14 protein-coding genes are annotated in these 16,672 nt (G+C 70.6%); 6 read left to right on the forward strand and 8 right to left on the reverse strand.

Annotated features, from left to right (window positions below):
- Positions 1-63: 63 nt before the first annotated feature.
- Together INQ48_18860 and INQ48_18865 are read left to right on the forward strand one after the other, a co-directional pair.
- Positions 64-966: an alpha/beta hydrolase gene (locus tag INQ48_18860; GenBank protein ID QRF60796.1), complete on the forward strand. Its 903-nt coding sequence runs from the start codon at positions 64-66 to the stop codon at positions 964-966.
- A gap of 112 nt (positions 967-1,078) precedes the next feature.
- On the forward strand, positions 1,079-1,495 hold the full coding sequence (locus INQ48_18865; protein QRF55458.1) for a PaaI family thioesterase: 417 nt from the start codon (positions 1,079-1,081) through the stop codon (positions 1,493-1,495).
- 25 nt (positions 1,496-1,520) lie between these two features.
- Here INQ48_18865 and INQ48_18870 read toward each other — a convergent pair whose 3' ends face one another.
- From INQ48_18870 to INQ48_18880, 3 genes are all read right to left on the reverse strand, one after another.
- Entirely contained in the window at positions 1,521-1,937 is a 417-nt protein-coding gene (locus tag INQ48_18870) for a hypothetical protein (GenBank protein ID QRF55459.1), read from the reverse strand.
- Between the two features lie 61 nt (positions 1,938-1,998).
- Positions 1,999-4,221 carry a peptidase M1 gene (locus INQ48_18875; GenBank protein ID QRF55460.1) on the reverse strand — a complete coding sequence of 741 codons (2,223 nt, stop codon included), beginning with the start codon at positions 4,219-4,221 and terminating at the stop codon, positions 1,999-2,001.
- A gap of 798 nt (positions 4,222-5,019) precedes the next feature.
- A complete protein-coding gene (locus INQ48_18880; GenBank protein ID QRF55461.1) occupies positions 5,020-5,913 on the reverse strand; it encodes an alpha/beta fold hydrolase in 894 nt (297 codons plus the stop codon).
- A gap of 199 nt (positions 5,914-6,112) precedes the next feature.
- Between INQ48_18880 and INQ48_18885 the strand changes: the two genes are divergently transcribed.
- The 3 genes from INQ48_18885 to INQ48_18895 all read left to right on the forward strand — a co-directional run bounded on the left by INQ48_18885 (position 6,113) and on the right by INQ48_18895 (position 9,159).
- Positions 6,113-6,799, forward strand: coding sequence for a response regulator (locus INQ48_18885; protein ID QRF55462.1), 687 nt, complete (start codon positions 6,113-6,115; stop codon positions 6,797-6,799).
- A gap of 74 nt (positions 6,800-6,873) precedes the next feature.
- The gene (locus INQ48_18890) at positions 6,874-8,283 is read left to right on the forward strand and encodes a HAMP domain-containing histidine kinase (protein ID QRF60797.1); all 1,410 of its coding nucleotides are present in this window, start codon (positions 6,874-6,876) and stop codon (positions 8,281-8,283) included.
- Positions 8,284-8,334: 51 nt separating this feature from the next.
- Positions 8,335-9,159, forward strand: a complete 825-nt coding sequence (locus INQ48_18895) for a substrate-binding domain-containing protein (protein ID QRF55463.1) — start codon at positions 8,335-8,337, stop codon at positions 9,157-9,159.
- Between the two features lie 13 nt (positions 9,160-9,172).
- On the opposite strand, the gene INQ48_18900 is transcribed toward INQ48_18895, so the two are convergent.
- On the reverse strand, positions 9,173-10,099 hold the full coding sequence (locus INQ48_18900; GenBank protein ID QRF55464.1) for a LysR family transcriptional regulator: 927 nt from the start codon (positions 10,097-10,099) through the stop codon (positions 9,173-9,175).
- A 116-nt stretch (positions 10,100-10,215) separates the two neighbouring features.
- Between INQ48_18900 and INQ48_18905 the strand changes: the two genes are divergently transcribed.
- Positions 10,216-10,626 (forward strand): RidA family protein, encoded by a 411-nt coding sequence (locus INQ48_18905; GenBank protein QRF55465.1) that lies wholly within the window; start codon positions 10,216-10,218, stop codon positions 10,624-10,626.
- A 4-nt stretch (positions 10,627-10,630) separates the two neighbouring features.
- On the opposite strand, the gene INQ48_18910 is transcribed toward INQ48_18905, so the two are convergent.
- Genes INQ48_18910 through INQ48_18925 form a run of 4 tightly spaced genes read right to left on the reverse strand, consistent with a single transcriptional unit; the run spans position 10,631 to position 16,637 of the window.
- The gene (locus INQ48_18910) at positions 10,631-11,272 is read right to left on the reverse strand and encodes a LysE family transporter (protein ID QRF55466.1); all 642 of its coding nucleotides are present in this window, start codon (positions 11,270-11,272) and stop codon (positions 10,631-10,633) included.
- A gap of 59 nt (positions 11,273-11,331) precedes the next feature.
- Positions 11,332-13,851, reverse strand: coding sequence for a response regulator (locus tag INQ48_18915; protein QRF55467.1), 2,520 nt, complete (start codon positions 13,849-13,851; stop codon positions 11,332-11,334).
- Complete coding sequence (locus INQ48_18920) at positions 13,844-14,302, reverse strand: response regulator (protein ID QRF55468.1); 459 nt, start codon at positions 14,300-14,302, stop codon at positions 13,844-13,846. Before INQ48_18920 ends, INQ48_18915 begins: the two co-directional genes overlap by 8 nt.
- The gene (locus INQ48_18925; protein QRF55469.1) at positions 14,295-16,637 is read right to left on the reverse strand and encodes a GAF domain-containing protein; all 2,343 of its coding nucleotides are present in this window, start codon (positions 16,635-16,637) and stop codon (positions 14,295-14,297) included. The genes INQ48_18920 and INQ48_18925 overlap by 8 nt, the downstream gene beginning before the upstream one ends.
- Positions 16,638-16,672: the final 35 nt, after the last annotated feature.

The raw sequence follows: 16,672 nt of genomic DNA on the forward strand, positions 1-16,672 counted from the left end.
TCGCGCAGCCGGCCTGGCGCATCGAGGTCGAGGCCACGGCCTTCCGTGCCGACTGAAGACGGCATGCGCCCCGACGGACGCTCCGAGGCCATCGACCGGATGCTGCGCGAGACCGGCCCGGCCTGGCAGGCCGACATCCGCGCGGCCGGCGACCGCGTGAAGGCCGCCTACCTGCCACTGCTGCTGGCCGCGCCCGCCGACGGCTGCGAGGTCGTGCGCGACCTGCCCTACGGCGCGCATCCGCGGCAGGTGCTCGATGTCTACCGGCCGCGCGGCGCGCGGGCCGCGCCGGTGATCGTGTTCGTGCATGGCGGCGCCTTCGTGCGCGGCGGCAAGGACATCAACGCCGCGATGTACGGCAACGTGCTGCGCTGGTTCGCGCGCCGGGGCTGCGTGGGCATCAACGTCGAATACCGGCTCGCGCCCGAGGCCATGCATCCGCAGGGCGCGCTCGACGTGGCCGCGGCCTGCGACTGGGTTGCGCGCCATGCGGCCGAGCACGGCGGCGACCCCGGCGCGATCTGCCTGATCGGGCATTCGGCCGGCGGCACGCATGCGGCCAGCTATGCCTGCGATCCTTCGCTCGGCTTCATGGGGCGGCATCTGCGCGCGCTGGTGCTGGTGTCGGCGCGGCTGCGCGCCGACACGCGGCCCGAGAACCCGAACGCGGCCGGCGTGCGCGCCTATTTCGGCGACGACGCCGCGGCCTACGACACGCTGTCGCCGATGGCGCATGCCCACCGGCTGGCGCTGCCCACCTTCGTCGTGCATGCCGAACACGAGAACCCGCTGCTCGACGTCTACGCGACGGAGTTCGCCTGGCGCATGGCAGAGGCCCGGGGCCGCGCGCCGCGCCACCTGAGCGTGCCCGGGCACAACCACGTCTCGGTCATGGCCCACTTCGACAGCGGCGAGCAATGGCTGGGCGAACAGATCCTGGCCTTCCTCGAAGCGGCGCGCGGCTGACTATCTCTTTCGTGGAATCGTTCGACGCGCGCCGGTGCGGTACGCTGCCGGCCTTCGCCGCGCGGGCGCGCGGCTCCCCTCCACCGCATCGACCACGGAAAGACCTCCAGCCATGACCGCGTTCACCCTCGAAGAAGCCAGGGACGTCCTCGCCACCGCCTTGCCGGGCTGCGTGCGCAGCCTCGGCGTCAGCGTCGAATCGCTGGGCGAAGGCAAGGCCACGCTGCGCATGCCGGCCGGCGAGCAGGCCACGCGCGAGGGCAACATCTTCGGCGGCCAGGCGCTCTCGGTGCTGGCCGACAGCGCGATGTGCTTCGCGATCTGGACCGACGGCCGCGGGCGTCGCCCGATCGCCACGGTCGACCTGCACATGACCTTCATGCGCGCGGGCGGCGGCGAGGACGTGCTCGCGCATGCCGAGCTGGTGCGCTCGGGCCGCTCGCTGGCCTTCGCGCGCGTGACCATGGACCTGGCCTCCACCGGCCAGACCCTCGCGACCGCGGTCGCGACATTCGCCCTACCGGCCTGAGCCGGCGCCCACGCGGGCGTCGCGCTCAGAGCTTGTAGGCCTCGACCGGTCCGTGCGAATAGAACAGGAAGTAGCCGGTCGAGGTCCGGAAGCCGTTCTTCTCCCAGCCCGGCGGCACCTTGAACAGCGCGAGCTGCTCGCTCTTCATGCCGACGAAGGCGGTCTGCGCGCCATCGGTGGTGATGCGTTGCCAGTCGTCGCGCGTGGCCGGCGCGAGCTGCATCTTGGGCTCGCTCCATTCGGGCGTGCGCACCTTGTCGCGCAGCACGTAGCGGCCGTCCTTGCGCTCGATCTTGATCAGTTCCTTGAGCGCCCCGCCCTGCTTCACGGCATAGACGCCGACCAGCTCGGCCTCGGGGCCGCCGCGCGCGCCGCAGGCGGCCAGCAGCAGCGCGCAGGCGATGCACGCGAGCGCGCGCAGTGCGTTGTTCCATGTCCTCATCGATGGTCTCCGGTGAAAGATGGGTGGCCCGCCGGGCGCGTCGCCCGGTGGGTTCGGACCGTCAGCGCTTCAGGTTCTCGCGCAGCTTCAGGCTGCCCTGGAAGCGCAGCGCATGCGGGTACTCCTCCTTGGCGCCCGCGTCCACCGCCGCCATCTTCTGCTGGCTCTCCTGCGTCTTGGCCAGCAGCGCGGTCGGCAGGTTCAGCACGCCCTTGATCTGGTCGTACTGCGCCTGCGTGATGCGGCCCACGCCGAGCAGCCGGAAGGCATCGCGCTCGATGTTCAGCAGCAGCGGCTTGTTGTCGGCGAAGTTCTGCGCCTGCGCCAGCAGCGCGCTCCACGAGGCCGCGCTGTAGTTGCTCACGTAGTAGTCCTGCCCGGTCGGCCCGGCCAGCACCGCGGTGCAGCCCGGCAGCTCGAGGTTGGTGCGGTTGTTGTCCATCACGATGGTCTTGCGCTGCGCCATCGCGTCGCCATAGGCCAGCGTGACGGGCACGGTCCAGGTCGAGGCCGGGTACTGGTTCTGGTTCGGGAACGACTCCTGCGTGATCGACACGTAGGTGCGGTCGCCCGCGCACTGCGCATCGACCGTGAGCAGCGGCACGCCGGTCTGGCGGATCAGGCTGTCGCCGATCGCACTCACCTTCTTGTCGGTCGCCTTCTCGAGCGAGCTCCACAGGCGCGAGGGCGTGACGTTGCCATAGGCATAGTCCTTCAGGTAGATCTGCAGGCCCTTCTGCATCGCCTCCTCGCCGATGTAGTTCTGGATCGTCTCGAGCACGTGGCTGCCCTTGTTGTAGACGAAGATCGACGGGCTGATGAAGCCGAACGAACCCGCGTCGTTGAGGTTGCGCTGCACCGGCACCGCCGTGTTCTTGAGGTCGGCCACGATCACGCTGTGCTTGTCGAGCACGTAGTCCGAGAAGCTGTAGTACTCGGGGTGGAACTTGATCGTGGTGCGCCTTTCGAACCAGCGCGCGAACGATTCGTTGAGCCACACGTTGTCCCACCAGTCGAGCGTGACCAGGTCGCCGAACCACTGGTGCGCGACCTCGTGCGTGACCACCGTCACCGAGTAGAGCGTGGGCGTGTCGCCGGGCTTGGTCAGCACCGAGTCGGCGAACTCGAAGATCGAGCCCCAGTTCTCCATGCCGCCGAAGCCGGTGTTGGGCTTGTTGTCGTAGCTGTCGTTGGCGGCCACGGTGTCGAACTTGTCGAAGGGCAGCGGGATGCCGGTGTACTTGTAGTAGTAGTCCATCGCGACCTTGGTCCACTCCATCGCGAAGGTGGCCCAGCTCGAGCGGCCCGGCGGCGTGAACCAGCGCAGCGGCATGGTCTTGCCGTCGAGCGGGCTCTTGAAGGTGTCCTCGAGGATGTCGAACTTGCCGCCGCCGAAGAAGGTCAGGTACATCGGCATCGAGGGCGTCTTCTCGAACGACACCAGCTGGTAGCCGTCGGGCAATCTGGTCTGCGATTTCTGCGCGCCGTTCGACACCGTCTTCCAGTCGCCCGGCACCTCGGCCGAGATCTCGAAGGTGTGGCGGAACGCGGGCTCGTCCCAGCCCGGGAACCACTGTCGCGCGAAGTTGGTTTCGCCCTGGGTCACGATGGCATCGCTGCTCACGCCCTCGGGCGTGGAGAGGCCGACCTTGAACACGCCGGTGGCGGCCGAGCACAGCGGGTTCTTGATCATCTCGGCCGGCGGGCAGTACTCGGCGTCGGAGAACTGGATCTTGCCGTCCCACTCCATGTGCAGCAGGTACTTGCCCTTGGCGATCTGGCCGTCGTTGAGCCGCAGCTGCACGAAGTCGCCGCGCGTCTGCGGCGTGGGGATCAGCGCGATCGCCTCGCCCGGGCTCGAGAGCTTGCGCAGCGTGGTGCGGCCGTTGGCGAACTTGAGGTCGTGCGCGGCGACCACGATCGCATCGACCGGCTTCAGCACCTCGATCTCGACATCGCCGCGGCCCATGAAGGTCTTGAGCGCCGCATCGGGCCGGAACCAGAGCTTGTAGTTCTTCGGCCAGACCGTGTCGGGTAGCTCCATCGGCGGGGCCGAGCGATCGATGTTGTTGCTCGCGGCCGAATCGGGCGCGGCCTGGGGACTGCCATCGTCGGGCGCGTCGGCATTGCCGTTCTGCGCCACCACGTTGTTGGTATCGGGCGCGGCGCCGGTGCCGCCGAACGACGGCGTGCCGCCACCGCCGCCACCGCATGCCACGAGCGCGGCAAGGGTCACTGCACCGATGGCAAAGTACGGGACTGCGGGCTTGAGAAAGTTCTTCATGATCGCCTCTTGTAGGGACATGCGCCGTCCTGCACCTGCCGGCGTGTGGCCGGCTCCTGCATGGAACGCGCGCGGGTTAAGGGGGTGAAAGGCTCGCGCGTCGGCAAGACACCGCCCTCCCGTCGAACCGATCGTTCGACAGGCAAGCAGTGCCAGCCATGAGCAGCGGTTTCAGCGGACGCGGCGAGCGCGTGCCGCGTGCGACCGCACCGGCGATCGGCGCGGCGGCCCGAGGATCCGCGGCATCGGCGGATTCGGTGTGCGCAACAGGATGTGCATACCCGACGATGCGCGGGGCAGCCAGAGGATGAATCGCACCGGGAGCCGGAGCGTTCGATTCAGCGAGGGGCGCGCATGCGATGCACGCGGCGTGCGATGGCCGAGGCCGTGATCGGCACGGACCCATCGGCCGCCTTGCGTCTTCCGGCACCGACCATGAAGCGGTCGGCAGCGAGGACGCAACGGCGGGAGTGTGTGCGCTTGGTGTTCGAGATCTTCACGCGTTCTCCCTCCATCGAGTGCGCACAGTTCTAACTGCCGCTCCCCCTGCGCGTCAACGAAGCGCGGAACTTTTCCCTCTCAAATTGTTCGCGCGTCGTACGACGAATGGAGTCAAGACCGCGCGATGCTTCGTGGGGTACGAAGATGGACTCACGCGATGCGCGGTGCCGCGCTGTCGATGCGATGCATCGAGACAACACGACAACGCTTTTTCGTTGATGCAGCGCAGTTGCATTGATCGCGGCGCACGCGTTCTTTGGTTCGCGTCGCCACCGCTGCTGCGGACTTTGGACCGCGCTACAGCACGTAGCCGCGACCGCGAAAGTGATCGAGCAAGATCTGCCCCACGCGCTGCGCCTGGTCCAGCTCGATCGCATGCCCCGCGTCGGGCACCACCATCAGCTCGACACGCGGCGCATGGACGCGCAGCCTTCGGCTCGCGACATCGATGGCATGCCGCGCATCGTCCTCGCCGAGCAGCACGCGGGTGCCGGCCGGCAGCAGCCGCAGCTCGGCGTCGCCGAGGCCTGCGGCGCGCGGCGGTCCGGCGCCCTGGCTGCGCCAGCGCACGAGCAGGTCCTCGAGCGCCCACTCGGGCAGCGGACAGGCACGCGGCGACGAGCTCAGCGCATGCAGGCGGCGCAGGTTGCCGTCGGTGGGAAACATCCGCGCCAGCAGCGCGAAGACCGCGGGCAGCACGCGCCGCGGGCCGATGCGCGGCGGCGCCAGCAGCGCGAGCTTCGAGACGCGGCGCAGCGAGCGCTGCATGTAGGCGGCGGCGAGCCAGGCACCGAAGGAGACGCCGCACAGCCCCACCTTGGGCCGGCCGATGCCGATCAACACGTCCTCGAGCCAGTCGCAGTAGTCGTCCTCGCTGGCCGGCCGGCGGCCCTCGCTGCGGCCGGCATCGCCCACGATGTCGACCGCGTACACGCGCAGCGCGCCCGCGAGCACGCCGGCCATGTGGACCCAGGTGGTGGCATTGCCGCCCTCGCCATGCAGCAGCAGCACCGGCACGCCATAGGCCGGGCCGCACACCAGCAGGTGGGCGCGGCCGCGCCGCGTGTCGACATGGCGCGACTCCACCGGCACCGGCCAGTGCGCGAGCACGCGGTCGTACGACTGCGAGAGCGCCGCATGGGCCTGGGCCGAGCGGAAATGCGGCAGGAAGGAAGTGGCGTCGAGGGACATCGTCGAAGGGCGAGGAAGGACCAGGGGATGCGATGCCGGCGCACAGGCCGGCCGGTGGAGCAACGCGCGAGCCTGCTGGATCGTGGGCAACGCAGATGAAGATCTGCTGAAGATTCAGCGGCTCGTACGGCCTTGCACCTTTCGGGCCTGGTCGAGAAGCATTAGGAATTTCTTCAGCTTCGACGGTTAGATTGCATTCATGAAGATTCTTGTGGTGGAAGACGATTTCGACCTCGCGACCGGCATCCGCGTGGCGCTGCAGACGCAGGGCATGGAGGTGGTGTGGGTGCGCCGCATCGAGGATGCGCGGCGCATCCTCGATGGCGAGGGCTGCGACCTGCTGCTGCTCGACCTGGGCCTGCCCGACGGCGACGGCCTGGGCCTGCTGCAGCACGTGCGGCGCGCCGAATCGCGGCTGCCGGTGCTGATCCTCAGCGCGCGCGATGCGCTCGACGACCGCCTGCTCGGGCTCGACAACGGTGCCGACGACTACCTGGTGAAGCCTTTCGTTCTCGCCGAGATGCTGTCGCGCGTGCGCGCGCTCGCACGCCGCAGCTACGGCAGCGACGGCGTGACCTTCGAGGTGCGCGGCCTGTGGCTGCACGAACCCACGCAGCGCGTGCAGGTCAACGGCCAGCCGGTCGACCTGTCGCGCAGCGAGTTCAAGCTGCTGAGCCTGCTGATCAAGCGCACCGACCGCGTGATCACGCGGCGCATGCTCGAGCAGCAGGTGCTGCCGGCGTGGCAGACCCATGGCAGCAACGTGCTCGAGGTCCACATCTCGAACCTGCGCCGCAAGATCGGCGACGGCTACATCCGCACCGTGCGCGGCATCGGCTACGTGATCGACCAGGCCGCGCTGAGGCTGCCGGGAACGTCGTCTTGACGGCCTTGGCGGCGGCCTCCGACGCCCCGCGCGGCTGGCGCCGGCTGCTGCGGCCGACGCTGGTGCGCCGGCTGATGCTGGCGCAGGTGGCGATGCTCACGCTGCTGTGGAGCATCGCGGTGGGGCTGGTGCTCGGCACCTCGCTGACCGAGGACATGGGCATGGTCGACACCTCGCACCGCAGCGTGCTGTCGGTGGCGCACAACCTGGCCGACCGGCCCGCCGCGCTGGCCGAGAGCCTCCAGCGCATGGACACCGCGCTGCGCGAGACCATGGGCAGCGACAACGATCCCTCGCTCTCGCCGAGCCTGCTGGTGTGGCAGCACGGCCGGCTGGTCTACCACTCGGACGGCGTGCCCGTCGACATCGCCAACCGCCGCCTCGGCGTGCCCGAGGACGTGACCGCGCAGGGCAAGCAGTGGCGCACGCGCTCGCTCGAGAGCGAGGACGGCGCCACGCGCGTCGCGCTGGTGCTGCCGGCCGGCCCGCAGATGTGGCTGACCTTCCATTCGCGCGGCTACTACATCCTGCCGCTGGTCATCAGCGTGCCCTTCCTGCTGCTGCCGGCCTGGCTGTCGATCCGGCTCGCGCTGCGGCCCTGGCGCAAGGTGGCGCGCGAGATCGCGTCGCGCGACGTGCGCGAGCTCGCGCCGCTCGCCACGCAGACGCGCCACGACGAGCTGCGCCCGCTGGTCGACAACTTCAACGCGCTGATGCAGCGGCTGCGCGCGAGCATGGAACGCGAGCAGAGCTTCATCGCCGATGCCGCGCACGAGCTGCGCACGCCGATCGCGGCGCTGCGCGTGAACGTGGAGGCGCTGCAGGGCCTGCAGGCGCAGCCCGAGGCGGTGCCGCCCGCGCGCCAGCAGGAGCTGATGGCGCGCATGGTCAGCGCCAGCGCGCGCGCCGAACGGCTGGTGAACCAGCTGCTGCACCTGATGCGCAGCGCGGCCCAGGTGTCGGCGCCGCGCCCCGCGCTGCTGCGCCTCGACGACCTGGTGCAGGAACGGCTGGCCGCGCTGTCGGTGCTCGCGCGCACGCGCGGCGTGGAGGTCGAGCTGCTGAGCGACGACCCGGCGCCGGTGGCCGGCGACCGCGACAGCCTGGTGTCGATGATCGACAACCTGATCGACAACGCCACCAAGTACGCGCCGCCGGGATCGACCGTGACCGTGGGCCTGCGGCGCGACGGCGCGCAGGCCGAGCTGAGCGTGGCCGACCAGGGCCCGGGCATTCCGCCCGCGCTGCGCGAGCGCGTGTTCGACCGCTTCTTCCGCGATCCCGACCAGACCCAGACCGGCAGCGGCCTGGGCCTCGCGATCGTGCGCTCGGCCATCGAGGCGCACGGCGGCAGCATCGTGCTCGGCGAGACCCGGCCCGGTCCGGGCCTGCTGGTGACGGTGCGGCTGCCGCTCGCGCGCGAAGGCATCGAGCCGGGCGCCGCCGCCTCGGTGAAGACCCGCGCTGCGCTGACGGCGGATTGACAGCCAAGGCTCCAACGATGGCGGACGCGACATCGACACAGGAGATCCCCCATGACCATCCAGCCCCCTCGCCTCGCGGCCTTCACGCGCCGTGCCCTGCTCGGCGCGGCCCTCGGGCTCGCGCTCGCCGGCTGCGGCAGCCCCGGCGGCACGCCGCCGGCACCGAAGCCCGAGCTCCACGTGATGACCTCGGGCGGCTTCACCGCCGCCTACAACGAACTGCGCCCCGGCTTCGAGCGCGCCAGCGGCCGCGCGGTGAAGACCGCCTACGGCGCCTCGATGGGCAATGCCAGCGACTCCATCCCGAGCCGCCTCGCGCGCAAGGAGCCGGTCGATGTCGTGATCCTGGCCCGGCCCGCGCTCGATGCGCTGGTCGCGCAGGGCCAGGTGCGACCCGGCAGCCAGGTCGACCTGGTGCGTTCGTCGATCGGCTTCGCGGTGCGCAAGGGCGCGCCCAGGCCCGACATCTCGAGCGTCGAGGCGCTCAAGCGCACCCTGCTCGCGGCGCCATCGATCGCTTATTCGGCCAGCGCCAGCGGCACCTACTACGAGACCGAGCTGCTCAGGAAGCTCGGCCTCGAGGCCCAGGTCAAGCCCAAGAGCCGCCGCATCCTCAGCGAGCGCGTGGGCAGCGTGGTGGCGCGCGGCGACGCGGCGCTCGGCCTGCAGCAGGTCAGCGAACTGCTGCCGATCGAGGGCATCGACTACGTCGGCCCGCTGCCGGCCGAGGTGCAGCAGGTGACGGTGTTCTCGGCCGGCATCGCCACCGCGTCGACGCAGCCCGAGGCCGCGCGCGAACTGATCCGCTACCTGAACTCGCCGGCCAGCGCGCCGACGATCGCGAAGACGGGTCTGGAGCCGCTGGCCTCGCGTTGAGGCGCGCGCCGCTTCATGAGCCGCCCGGCACGGCGAGCGGCGCATGCTGGGCCATCAGTTCGTCGACCCAGTCGATGAACACGCGCAGCTTCGCGCTCAGGTGACGGTTCGGCGGGAACACCAGGTACAGCGGCATCGAAGCCACCTCCCAGTCCTCGAACAGCGGCACCAGCTCGCCGCTGGCGAGGTGCGCCGTCGCCATGTAGCGCGGGAGCCAGAGCACGCCCATGCCCGCGACGCCGGCCGCGGCATAGGCGTTGCCGTCGTCGAGCGCGACCACGTGGCGGCCCCGCGGCACGAACTGCTCGCCCGCGCGCGACAGCGCGATCGGCGCCAGCGTGCCGCTGCGCGAGCGCAGGAAGCCGACGATGCGATGGTGCGAGTCCTCGAGCTCGCGCGGATGCACGGGCGTGCCGGCGCGCGCGAGGTAGCCGGGCGACGCATAGACGCCGAGCCGCAGGTCGCCCACGCGGCGCGCCACCAGAGAGGAGTCGGTGAGCTCGCCGCCGCGCAGCACGCAGTCGACGTTGTCGCCGATCACGTCGACCACGCGGTCGCTCACGCCGAGGTCGAGCTGGATCTCGGGATGGCGCGCATGGAAGGCCGGCAGCGCCGGCACCAGGATCAGCCGCGCCAGCGGGGCCGGCACGTCGATGCGCAGCCGCCCCTTGGGCGAAGCCGTGGCGCTGGCCAGGCTGGTGTCGGCGTCCTCGAGGTCGGCCAACAGGCGCACCACGCGCTCGTAGTAGAGCGTGCCCTCGGCCGTGACCTTGACCTGCCGCGTGGTGCGGTGCAGCAGCTTCACGCGCAGCCGCGCCTCGAGCTGCTGGACCAGCTGGGTCACGGTGGTCTTGCTCATGTGCAGGGTCTGCGCCGCCTTGGTGAAGCTGCCGGCTTCCACCACGCGCGCGAAGGCCTGCATCGCATCGAAACGGTCCATCTCGTCGCCTGATTGTTTGGGGTTACCAAACAGTCATTGTGCGTCTTGCCCGTTTATCCGCAAAGGGCGAACACCTAGATTCACTGCATCCGCAACCATCGAAGAAAGTGAATCCCATGTCCTCCGCACGCGATGTCGTCTTCCCCGCCGGCCGCCAGGCGCTCTACGAGCGCCACCGCTATTCGCCGGCCGTGCGCGCCAACGGCCTGCTGTTCGTCTCGGGCCAGGTCGGCAGCCGGCCCGACGGTTCGCCCGAACCCGAGCTCGAGGCCCAGGTCCGGCTGGCCTTTGAGAACCTGAATGCCGTGCTCGCGGCGGCCGGCGCCAGCTTCGCCGACGTGATCGACGTGACCGTCTTCATCGTCGATCCGGCCTCGAAGTTCGAGCGCATCTGGAACCTGGTGCTCGCCGAGTTCTGGGGCGATGCGCCGCATCCCACAGCCACCGCCATCGGCGTGACCTGGCTCTACGGCTTCGACTTCGAGATCAAGGTGGTCGCGAAGCTGCCCGAAGCCGCCGCGGCCTGAGCGCCTATCGGGCCACGATCCGCTGCAGCCCCAGCATGACCAGCATGCCGCCGGCCACGCCATCGACCCAGCGCTCCACGCGCAGGTAGCGTGCGCGGATCGCCTCGGCGCCGAACACCACGGTGATGCCGAAGTGCCACAGCAGCGAGAGCACGGCCACCATCACGATGGTGGCGGGATAGAACCAGCCCGCGGCCTGCGCGGGCACCAGGGTCGCGAACACACTGGTCCAGAAGGCCGCGCCCTTGGGGTTGGTGATGCCGGTCAGCAGGCCCGCGCGGTAGGCGCCGCGCGCATCGCTGCGCGGGCTCGCCGGCACGCGGCGGGCGCTGCCGGTCGCGGTCTTCGCGGGCGGCGACACGGCGCGCCATAGCAGGCTGCCGCCATACCAGACAAGGTAGCTCGCGCCGAGGAAGCGCACGGCCGAGGCCAGCCACGGGTGGTGCGCCATCAGGGTGGACATGCCCGCGAGCGAGAGCACGACCCAGAAGATCGAGCCGGTCGTGAGCCCCAGCACCACGTAGCGCGATTCGCGCTGCCGGCCGTCGAGCGCCATCTGGCTCAGGATGAAGAAGTTGGGGCCCGGGCTCGCGAGCACGGCGAGGTAGACGCCGGCGATGAGCAGCAGGGGCGAGAGTTGGGTCATGGCGCCGAGGAGGATGCGAAGGACCCGCCGATCCTAGCGGCGGGCGAACATCCCTGCCCTCAACGCGACTCGATCAGCGTCTTGACCCGCTTGGCCAGCGCATCCATCTCGAAGGGCTTGGTCATCACGTGCATGCCGGGCGCCAGGTGGCCATGGCTCAGCACCGCGTTCTCGGCATAGCCGGTGATGAACAGCACCTTGAGGCCGGCGCGCAGGGTGCGCGCGGCATCGGCCACCTGGCGGCCGTTCATGCCGCCGGGCAGGCCGACGTCGGTCAGCAGCAGGTCGATGCGCTGGTTCGACTCGAGGATGCGCAGCGCGTCGGCGCCGTCGCCGGCCTCGAGCGTGGCATAGCCCAGCCCCTGCATCACCTCGACGATCAGCATGCGCAGCGAGGCCTCGTCGTCGACCACCAGCACGGTGTCGCCGCGATCGGCGCGCGGCGCGGTCTCGACCTGCTCGGCCTCGTCGGCGCGCTCCTCCTTGCGGTCGTGGCGCGGCAGGTAGATGCTGACCGAGGTGCCCTTGCCGACCTCGGAATAGATGCGCACCTGCCCGCCCGACTGCTTGGCGAAGCCGTAGATCATCGACAGCCCGAGCCCGGTGCCCATGCCGATCGGCTTGGTGGTGAAGAAGGGATCGAAGGCGCGCGCCACCACCTCGGGGCTCATGCCCACGCCGTTGTCGCTGACCGTGAGCGAGACGTACTGGCCCGCCGGCAGGTCGCGGCCCGGCGCGCTGCGCGCATCGACCCAGCGGTTGGCGGTCTCGACCACCAGCGTGCCGCCCTCGGGCATGGCGTCGCGCGCGTTGATGCACAGGTTGAGCAGCGCGTTCTCGAGCTGGCTCGGATCGGCATGCACGTTCCACAGCCCGACCGCGGCCACGGTCTCGAGCGCGATGGCGGGCCCCATGGTCCGGCGCAGCAGGTCCTCCATGCCGCTCACCAGGCGGTTGAGGTTGACCGACTTGGGCTCCAACGTCTGCCGGCGCGAGAAGGCCAGCAGCCGGTGCGTGAGCGCGGCCGCGCGCTTGACGGCGCCGTGCGCCACGCCGATGTAGCGCTCGAGGTCGGCCTGCCGGCCCTCGAGCCCGCGCCGGCGCATCAGTTCCAGGCTGCCGCCGATGGCCGCCAGCAGGTTGTTGAAGTCGTGCGCGAGGCCGCCCGTGAGCTGGCCCACGGCCTCGAGCTTCTGGCTCTGGCGCAGCTGCTCGCGCGCCGTCTCGAGTTCGGCGGCGCGTTCCTTCTGCTCGGTGATGTCGCGCGCGGCCGAGTAGTTGAGGCCGCCGTCGGGCACCGCGGTCCACGACAGCCAGCGGTAGCTGCCGTCCTTGGCGCGATAGCGGTTCTCGAAGCCGCGCGTGCGCTCGCCGCGGGCCAGCCGCGCGAGTTCGGCCTCGGTGGCCTCGAGGTCGTCCGGATGCACCAGCTCGCGGAACGGCATCGCCATCAGCTCCTGGCGGCTCCAGCCGAGCACCGCCTCCCAGGCCGGATTGGCGCTCTCGAAACGGCCCTGGTCATTGGCCACGGCCAGCAGGTCCTGGCTCAGTTCCCAGGTGCGGTCGCGCTCGCGCGTGCGCACCTCGACCTCGCGCGCCAGCGATTCGGCGAAGGCCTGCAGCTCGAGCTGCGCCTCGCGCCGCGCGATCGCCGAGCGGATGCGCTCGCCGACCTCGCCGATGAAATCGAGCTCGTCGCGCGACCAGGGGCGCGCGCTGCCGTGGTTGAGATAGAGCAGCCCCACCAGCCCGCCGCGTTCGGTCAGCGGCATGTTGACCACGGCGCGCGCGCCGATGCCGTCGAGCGCGGCGGCATTGGCGCGCGTGCGCGGGTCCTCGTGGGCATCGGCGAAGACCACGGTCGTGCCGCGGCGCAGGTCGTCGATGTAGCTGCCGTAGTCGCGAAAGCGCAGCGTGCCGGCCAGGCTGCTCACGCCCGGCGCGGTCCAGTCGCGCTCGATCTCGATGGTCTCGGCCGCCGTGTTCACCAGGCCGTAGCCCGCGCGGTCCACCCCCAGTTGCGTGCCGAGCATCTGCGAGGCGGTGTAGGCGATCTCGCAGATGCCGTCCATGTCGCGGATGCGGTCGCTGAGTTCGATCAGCGCCAGCCGGCGCGCCTCGGCGGCGCCGAAGATCTCGTGCGCCACGCGCAGCTTGGCCTCGGCCGCCTGCTTGGCCTCGCGGTCGGCCGCCTCCTTGAGCGCGCGCTCCATCACCACCGGCAGCCGCGCCAGGCGGCCCTTGCTCACGTAGTCGGTGGCGCCGCGCTTGAGCAGCTCGACCGCGTTGTCCTCGCCGATCACGCCCGAGACGAAGATGAAGGGCGTGAGCGGCGCCACCGCGCGCGCGATCTCGAGCGCATGCGCGCCCGAGAAGCCCGGCAGCTCGTAGTCCGACAGGATCAGCTGGTAGCGCGCGCTTTCCAGCGCGCCCGTGAAGCCCTCCTCGTCGCACACCACGGTCACGCGTGCCTCGGGCAGCGCGGCGATCAGGGCTTCGGTCAGCAGCTCGACGTCGAAGCGCGAATCCTCGAGGACGAGGATGTCGGGGGCCGTCGTGGAAGCCGTGCCGCTACTCATGGCGCCGGGTGGCCTTGAGCGACCCCGGCGGCGGTTCGTTGAGCACGGCCCAGAACACCCCGAGGTCGGCGATCGCCGAGACGAACCGGTCGAAAGCCACCGGCTTGACCACATAGGCGTTGACGCCGAGCTCGTAGCTGCGCAGCACGTCCGACTCCTCCTGCGACGAGGTCAGCATCACCACCGGGATGCTGCGCAGCGCGGCGGAGGCGCGCACCTCCTGCAGCACCTCGAGCCCGGTCACCTTCGGCAGCTTGAGGTCGAGCAGGATCACGGCCGGATTGCCCTCGGCGCGGTCCGCATGCTCGCCCTCGCGCTTGAGGTAGTCGAGCGCCTGCGCGCCGTCGCGCAGCACGACCACGTCGTTCGCGAGCTGGCTGCGCTCGAGCGCCACCAGGGTGAGTTCCAGGTCGCGCTTGTCGTCTTCGACCAGCAGGATCGGCTTAAGCATCCTCTTCTCCGTCAGTTCCGTTGATTGTCTTGCCGGCTTCCGTGTCCGGGCCCGGCAGCACGAAGCCGAAGCAGGCGCCCGCGCCGAGTTCGCCGCGCGCCCACACCGTGCCGCCATGCCGCTCCACGATCCGCTTCACGTTGGCCAGGCCGATGCCCGTGCCCTCGAATTCCTCGGCCTGATGCAGCCGCTGGAACACGCCGAACAGCTTGTCGACGTACTTCATCTGGAAGCCCACGCCGTTGTCCTCGACCTCGAGGCCGGTGCCGGCGGCGTTGCGCACCGCGCGCACCGTGATCACGGCGGGCTCGCGGGTGCGCGAGTACTTGACCGCGTTGGCCAGCAGGTTGCGCACCGTGACCTGCAGCAGCAGCGGGTCGGCATGCAGCGGCGGCAGGTCGGGCTCGACGTGCCATTCGATGTGGCGCCCCGGCTCGATGCGCACCAGCTCGCGCACCAGGCCCTCGACCAGCGAGGGCGTGTCGACCGCGCGCTTCTGCAGCGCGGCGCGGCCCATGCGCGAGAAGTCGAGCAGCGCGTCGACCATCTGGCCCGCGAAGGCGGCCGCGTCCTTCACATGCCCCAGGTAGCGGCGCGCGCGGTCGGTCAGCTGCTGGCCCTCGGTCTGCGTCACCAGGTCGACATAGCCCGCGATGTGGCGCATGGGCGCGCGCAGGTCGTGCGACACGGTGTACGAGAAGGCCTCGAGCTCGCGGTTGACGCGGCCCAGCTCGGTCGCCACGGCCGCGAGTTCCTCGGCGCGCCGCAGCACGATGCCGATCAGCGCCTGGCGCAGCTCGACGGCCGCGCCCACCTCGGCCGCCGACCAGGGATTGGAGCGACCGCGGATGTGCTCGACCCAGCTCTGGAAGCTCAGCCGCGGATGCATGCGCTGGCCGCTCGGCACCATCGGCTTGCGCGGATCGCCGGCCCATTGCACCGTCTGCACGATCTCGGGCCGAAACCACAGGATCAGGTGGCGGTGCACCTGCGAGATCGAGATGGCCAGCACGCCGGCCGCGACCGCCTGGCAGTCGGCGAAAGGCTTGAAGTGGGTGGCCAGCGAGTCGCTGTCGTAGACCTCGACGCCGAGCCCGGCGATCCAGTGCGCGAGCTCCTGGATCCGCGCCTCGTCGGGCACGTCGCCCACGGTCCAGACCGCGTCGTCGAGCACCACGGCCGCGCCGGTGGCGCGCGCCACGCGCAGCAGCAGCGAGCCCTCCTCGACCAGCCGGCGCAGGGTGGCATCGCTGTCGGCGAGCTGCGACACGGTCTGCAGCGTGAGCTGGCGCAGCTCGAGCCGCTCGGCCACCTCGCCGTGGGTCTCCTTGGCGTCGATCTGCATCGACAGCAGCTGGCCCATGTGCTCGCAGGCCAGCCGGGTCGCGGTGTCGAGGAAGCGCGGGTCGTGGTCGTGGCAGGAGATCAGGCCCCAGAGCCGGCCGCGCACCACGATCGACACCGACATCGAGGCCAGGGTGCCCATGTTGCGCATGTACTCGAGGTGGATCGGCGACACGCTGCGCAGTTGCGCCTGCGAGAGGTCGATGTCGGCCGGCGCCAGCGCCGCGTCGTTCGAGACCAGCGGCACCGGGCGGTAGTTGGCGTCGGCGATCAGCCGGAAGTGGTTGACCAGGTAGAGCGCGCGCGCCTGCTGCGGGATGTCGGAGGCCGGGAAGTGGTGGCCGACGTAGCTGTCGTAGCCCGCGTCGGCCGCCTCGGCCAGCACCTCGCCGTGGCCCGCGGCATCGAAGCGGTAGACCAGGCAGCGGCCGAAGCCCGTGAGCTGCTTCATCGCGCGCGCCACCAGGCCGGCGAGCTCGTCCACGTCGCGCGCCTGTTGCAGCGCGGGCAGCAGGATACGGCTCAGCGCATAGATCGGCGCCTCGTTGCCCGCGGCCGGCTTCGCGGCCTCGAACTCGGCGATCAGGTGCTGCTCGGTGCGGTGCACCGCCACGTCGAGCGCGCGGCCGGCGATCTCGAGCGCGCCCAGCGACACCGGCGAGGCGCCGGGCTGCAGCGGCGGCAGCACCACGGCGCGCAGGGCCTGCGCCGCGGCGGCGGCTTCGCCCTCGGGCCAGTTGTCGCTCCAGGCCAGCCGATGCAGCCCTTCGGCCGCCAGCACCAGCATCCGGCCATGCGGCTGGATCGAACCGGGCACGCGGATCGGCTCGAGATCGCAGCTCGTCAGGTCGACCGCATCGACGCCGCCGCGAGCAGCGCCTGGGTGGGGGTTCGATGACGTGGGGGGAGCTGGCACTTTCGGGGCGGAAAACGAGGCCGGACGGGCCGGCGCGGTATTGGAGGAAGAACGAATCGAGGTCGAATCGATCATGCCAGCGGCCCCAGGGGGGGTCGCGTCAGCGGATT

It is taken from the genome of Variovorax paradoxus (assembly GCA_016806145.1).
GTDB lineage: Bacteria > Pseudomonadota > Gammaproteobacteria > Burkholderiales > Burkholderiaceae_C > Variovorax.

What these genes read in the sequence shown, in the direction of transcription:
- INQ48_18860 (QRF60796.1), top strand. Translation starts at nt 64, where the DNA reads ATGCGCCCCGACGGACGCTCCGAGGCCATCGACCGGATGCTGCGCGAG.
- INQ48_18865 (QRF55458.1), top strand. Translation starts at nt 1,079, where the DNA reads ATGACCGCGTTCACCCTCGAAGAAGCCAGGGACGTCCTCGCCACCGCC.
- INQ48_18870 (QRF55459.1), bottom strand. Translation starts at nt 1,937, where the DNA reads ATGAGGACATGGAACAACGCACTGCGCGCGCTCGCGTGCATCGCCTGC.
- INQ48_18875 (QRF55460.1), bottom strand. Translation starts at nt 4,221, where the DNA reads ATGAAGAACTTTCTCAAGCCCGCAGTCCCGTACTTTGCCATCGGTGCA.
- INQ48_18880 (QRF55461.1), bottom strand. Translation starts at nt 5,913, where the DNA reads ATGTCCCTCGACGCCACTTCCTTCCTGCCGCATTTCCGCTCGGCCCAG.
- INQ48_18885 (QRF55462.1), top strand. Translation starts at nt 6,113, where the DNA reads ATGAAGATTCTTGTGGTGGAAGACGATTTCGACCTCGCGACCGGCATC.
- INQ48_18890 (QRF60797.1), top strand. Translation starts at nt 6,874, where the DNA reads ATGCTGGCGCAGGTGGCGATGCTCACGCTGCTGTGGAGCATCGCGGTG.
- INQ48_18895 (QRF55463.1), top strand. Translation starts at nt 8,335, where the DNA reads ATGACCATCCAGCCCCCTCGCCTCGCGGCCTTCACGCGCCGTGCCCTG.
- INQ48_18900 (QRF55464.1), bottom strand. Translation starts at nt 10,099, where the DNA reads ATGGACCGTTTCGATGCGATGCAGGCCTTCGCGCGCGTGGTGGAAGCC.
- INQ48_18905 (QRF55465.1), top strand. Translation starts at nt 10,216, where the DNA reads ATGTCCTCCGCACGCGATGTCGTCTTCCCCGCCGGCCGCCAGGCGCTC.
- INQ48_18910 (QRF55466.1), bottom strand. Translation starts at nt 11,272, where the DNA reads ATGACCCAACTCTCGCCCCTGCTGCTCATCGCCGGCGTCTACCTCGCC.
- INQ48_18915 (QRF55467.1), bottom strand. Translation starts at nt 13,851, where the DNA reads ATGAGTAGCGGCACGGCTTCCACGACGGCCCCCGACATCCTCGTCCTC.
- INQ48_18920 (QRF55468.1), bottom strand. Translation starts at nt 14,302, where the DNA reads ATGCTTAAGCCGATCCTGCTGGTCGAAGACGACAAGCGCGACCTGGAA.
- INQ48_18925 (QRF55469.1), bottom strand. Translation starts at nt 16,637, where the DNA reads ATGATCGATTCGACCTCGATTCGTTCTTCCTCCAATACCGCGCCGGCC.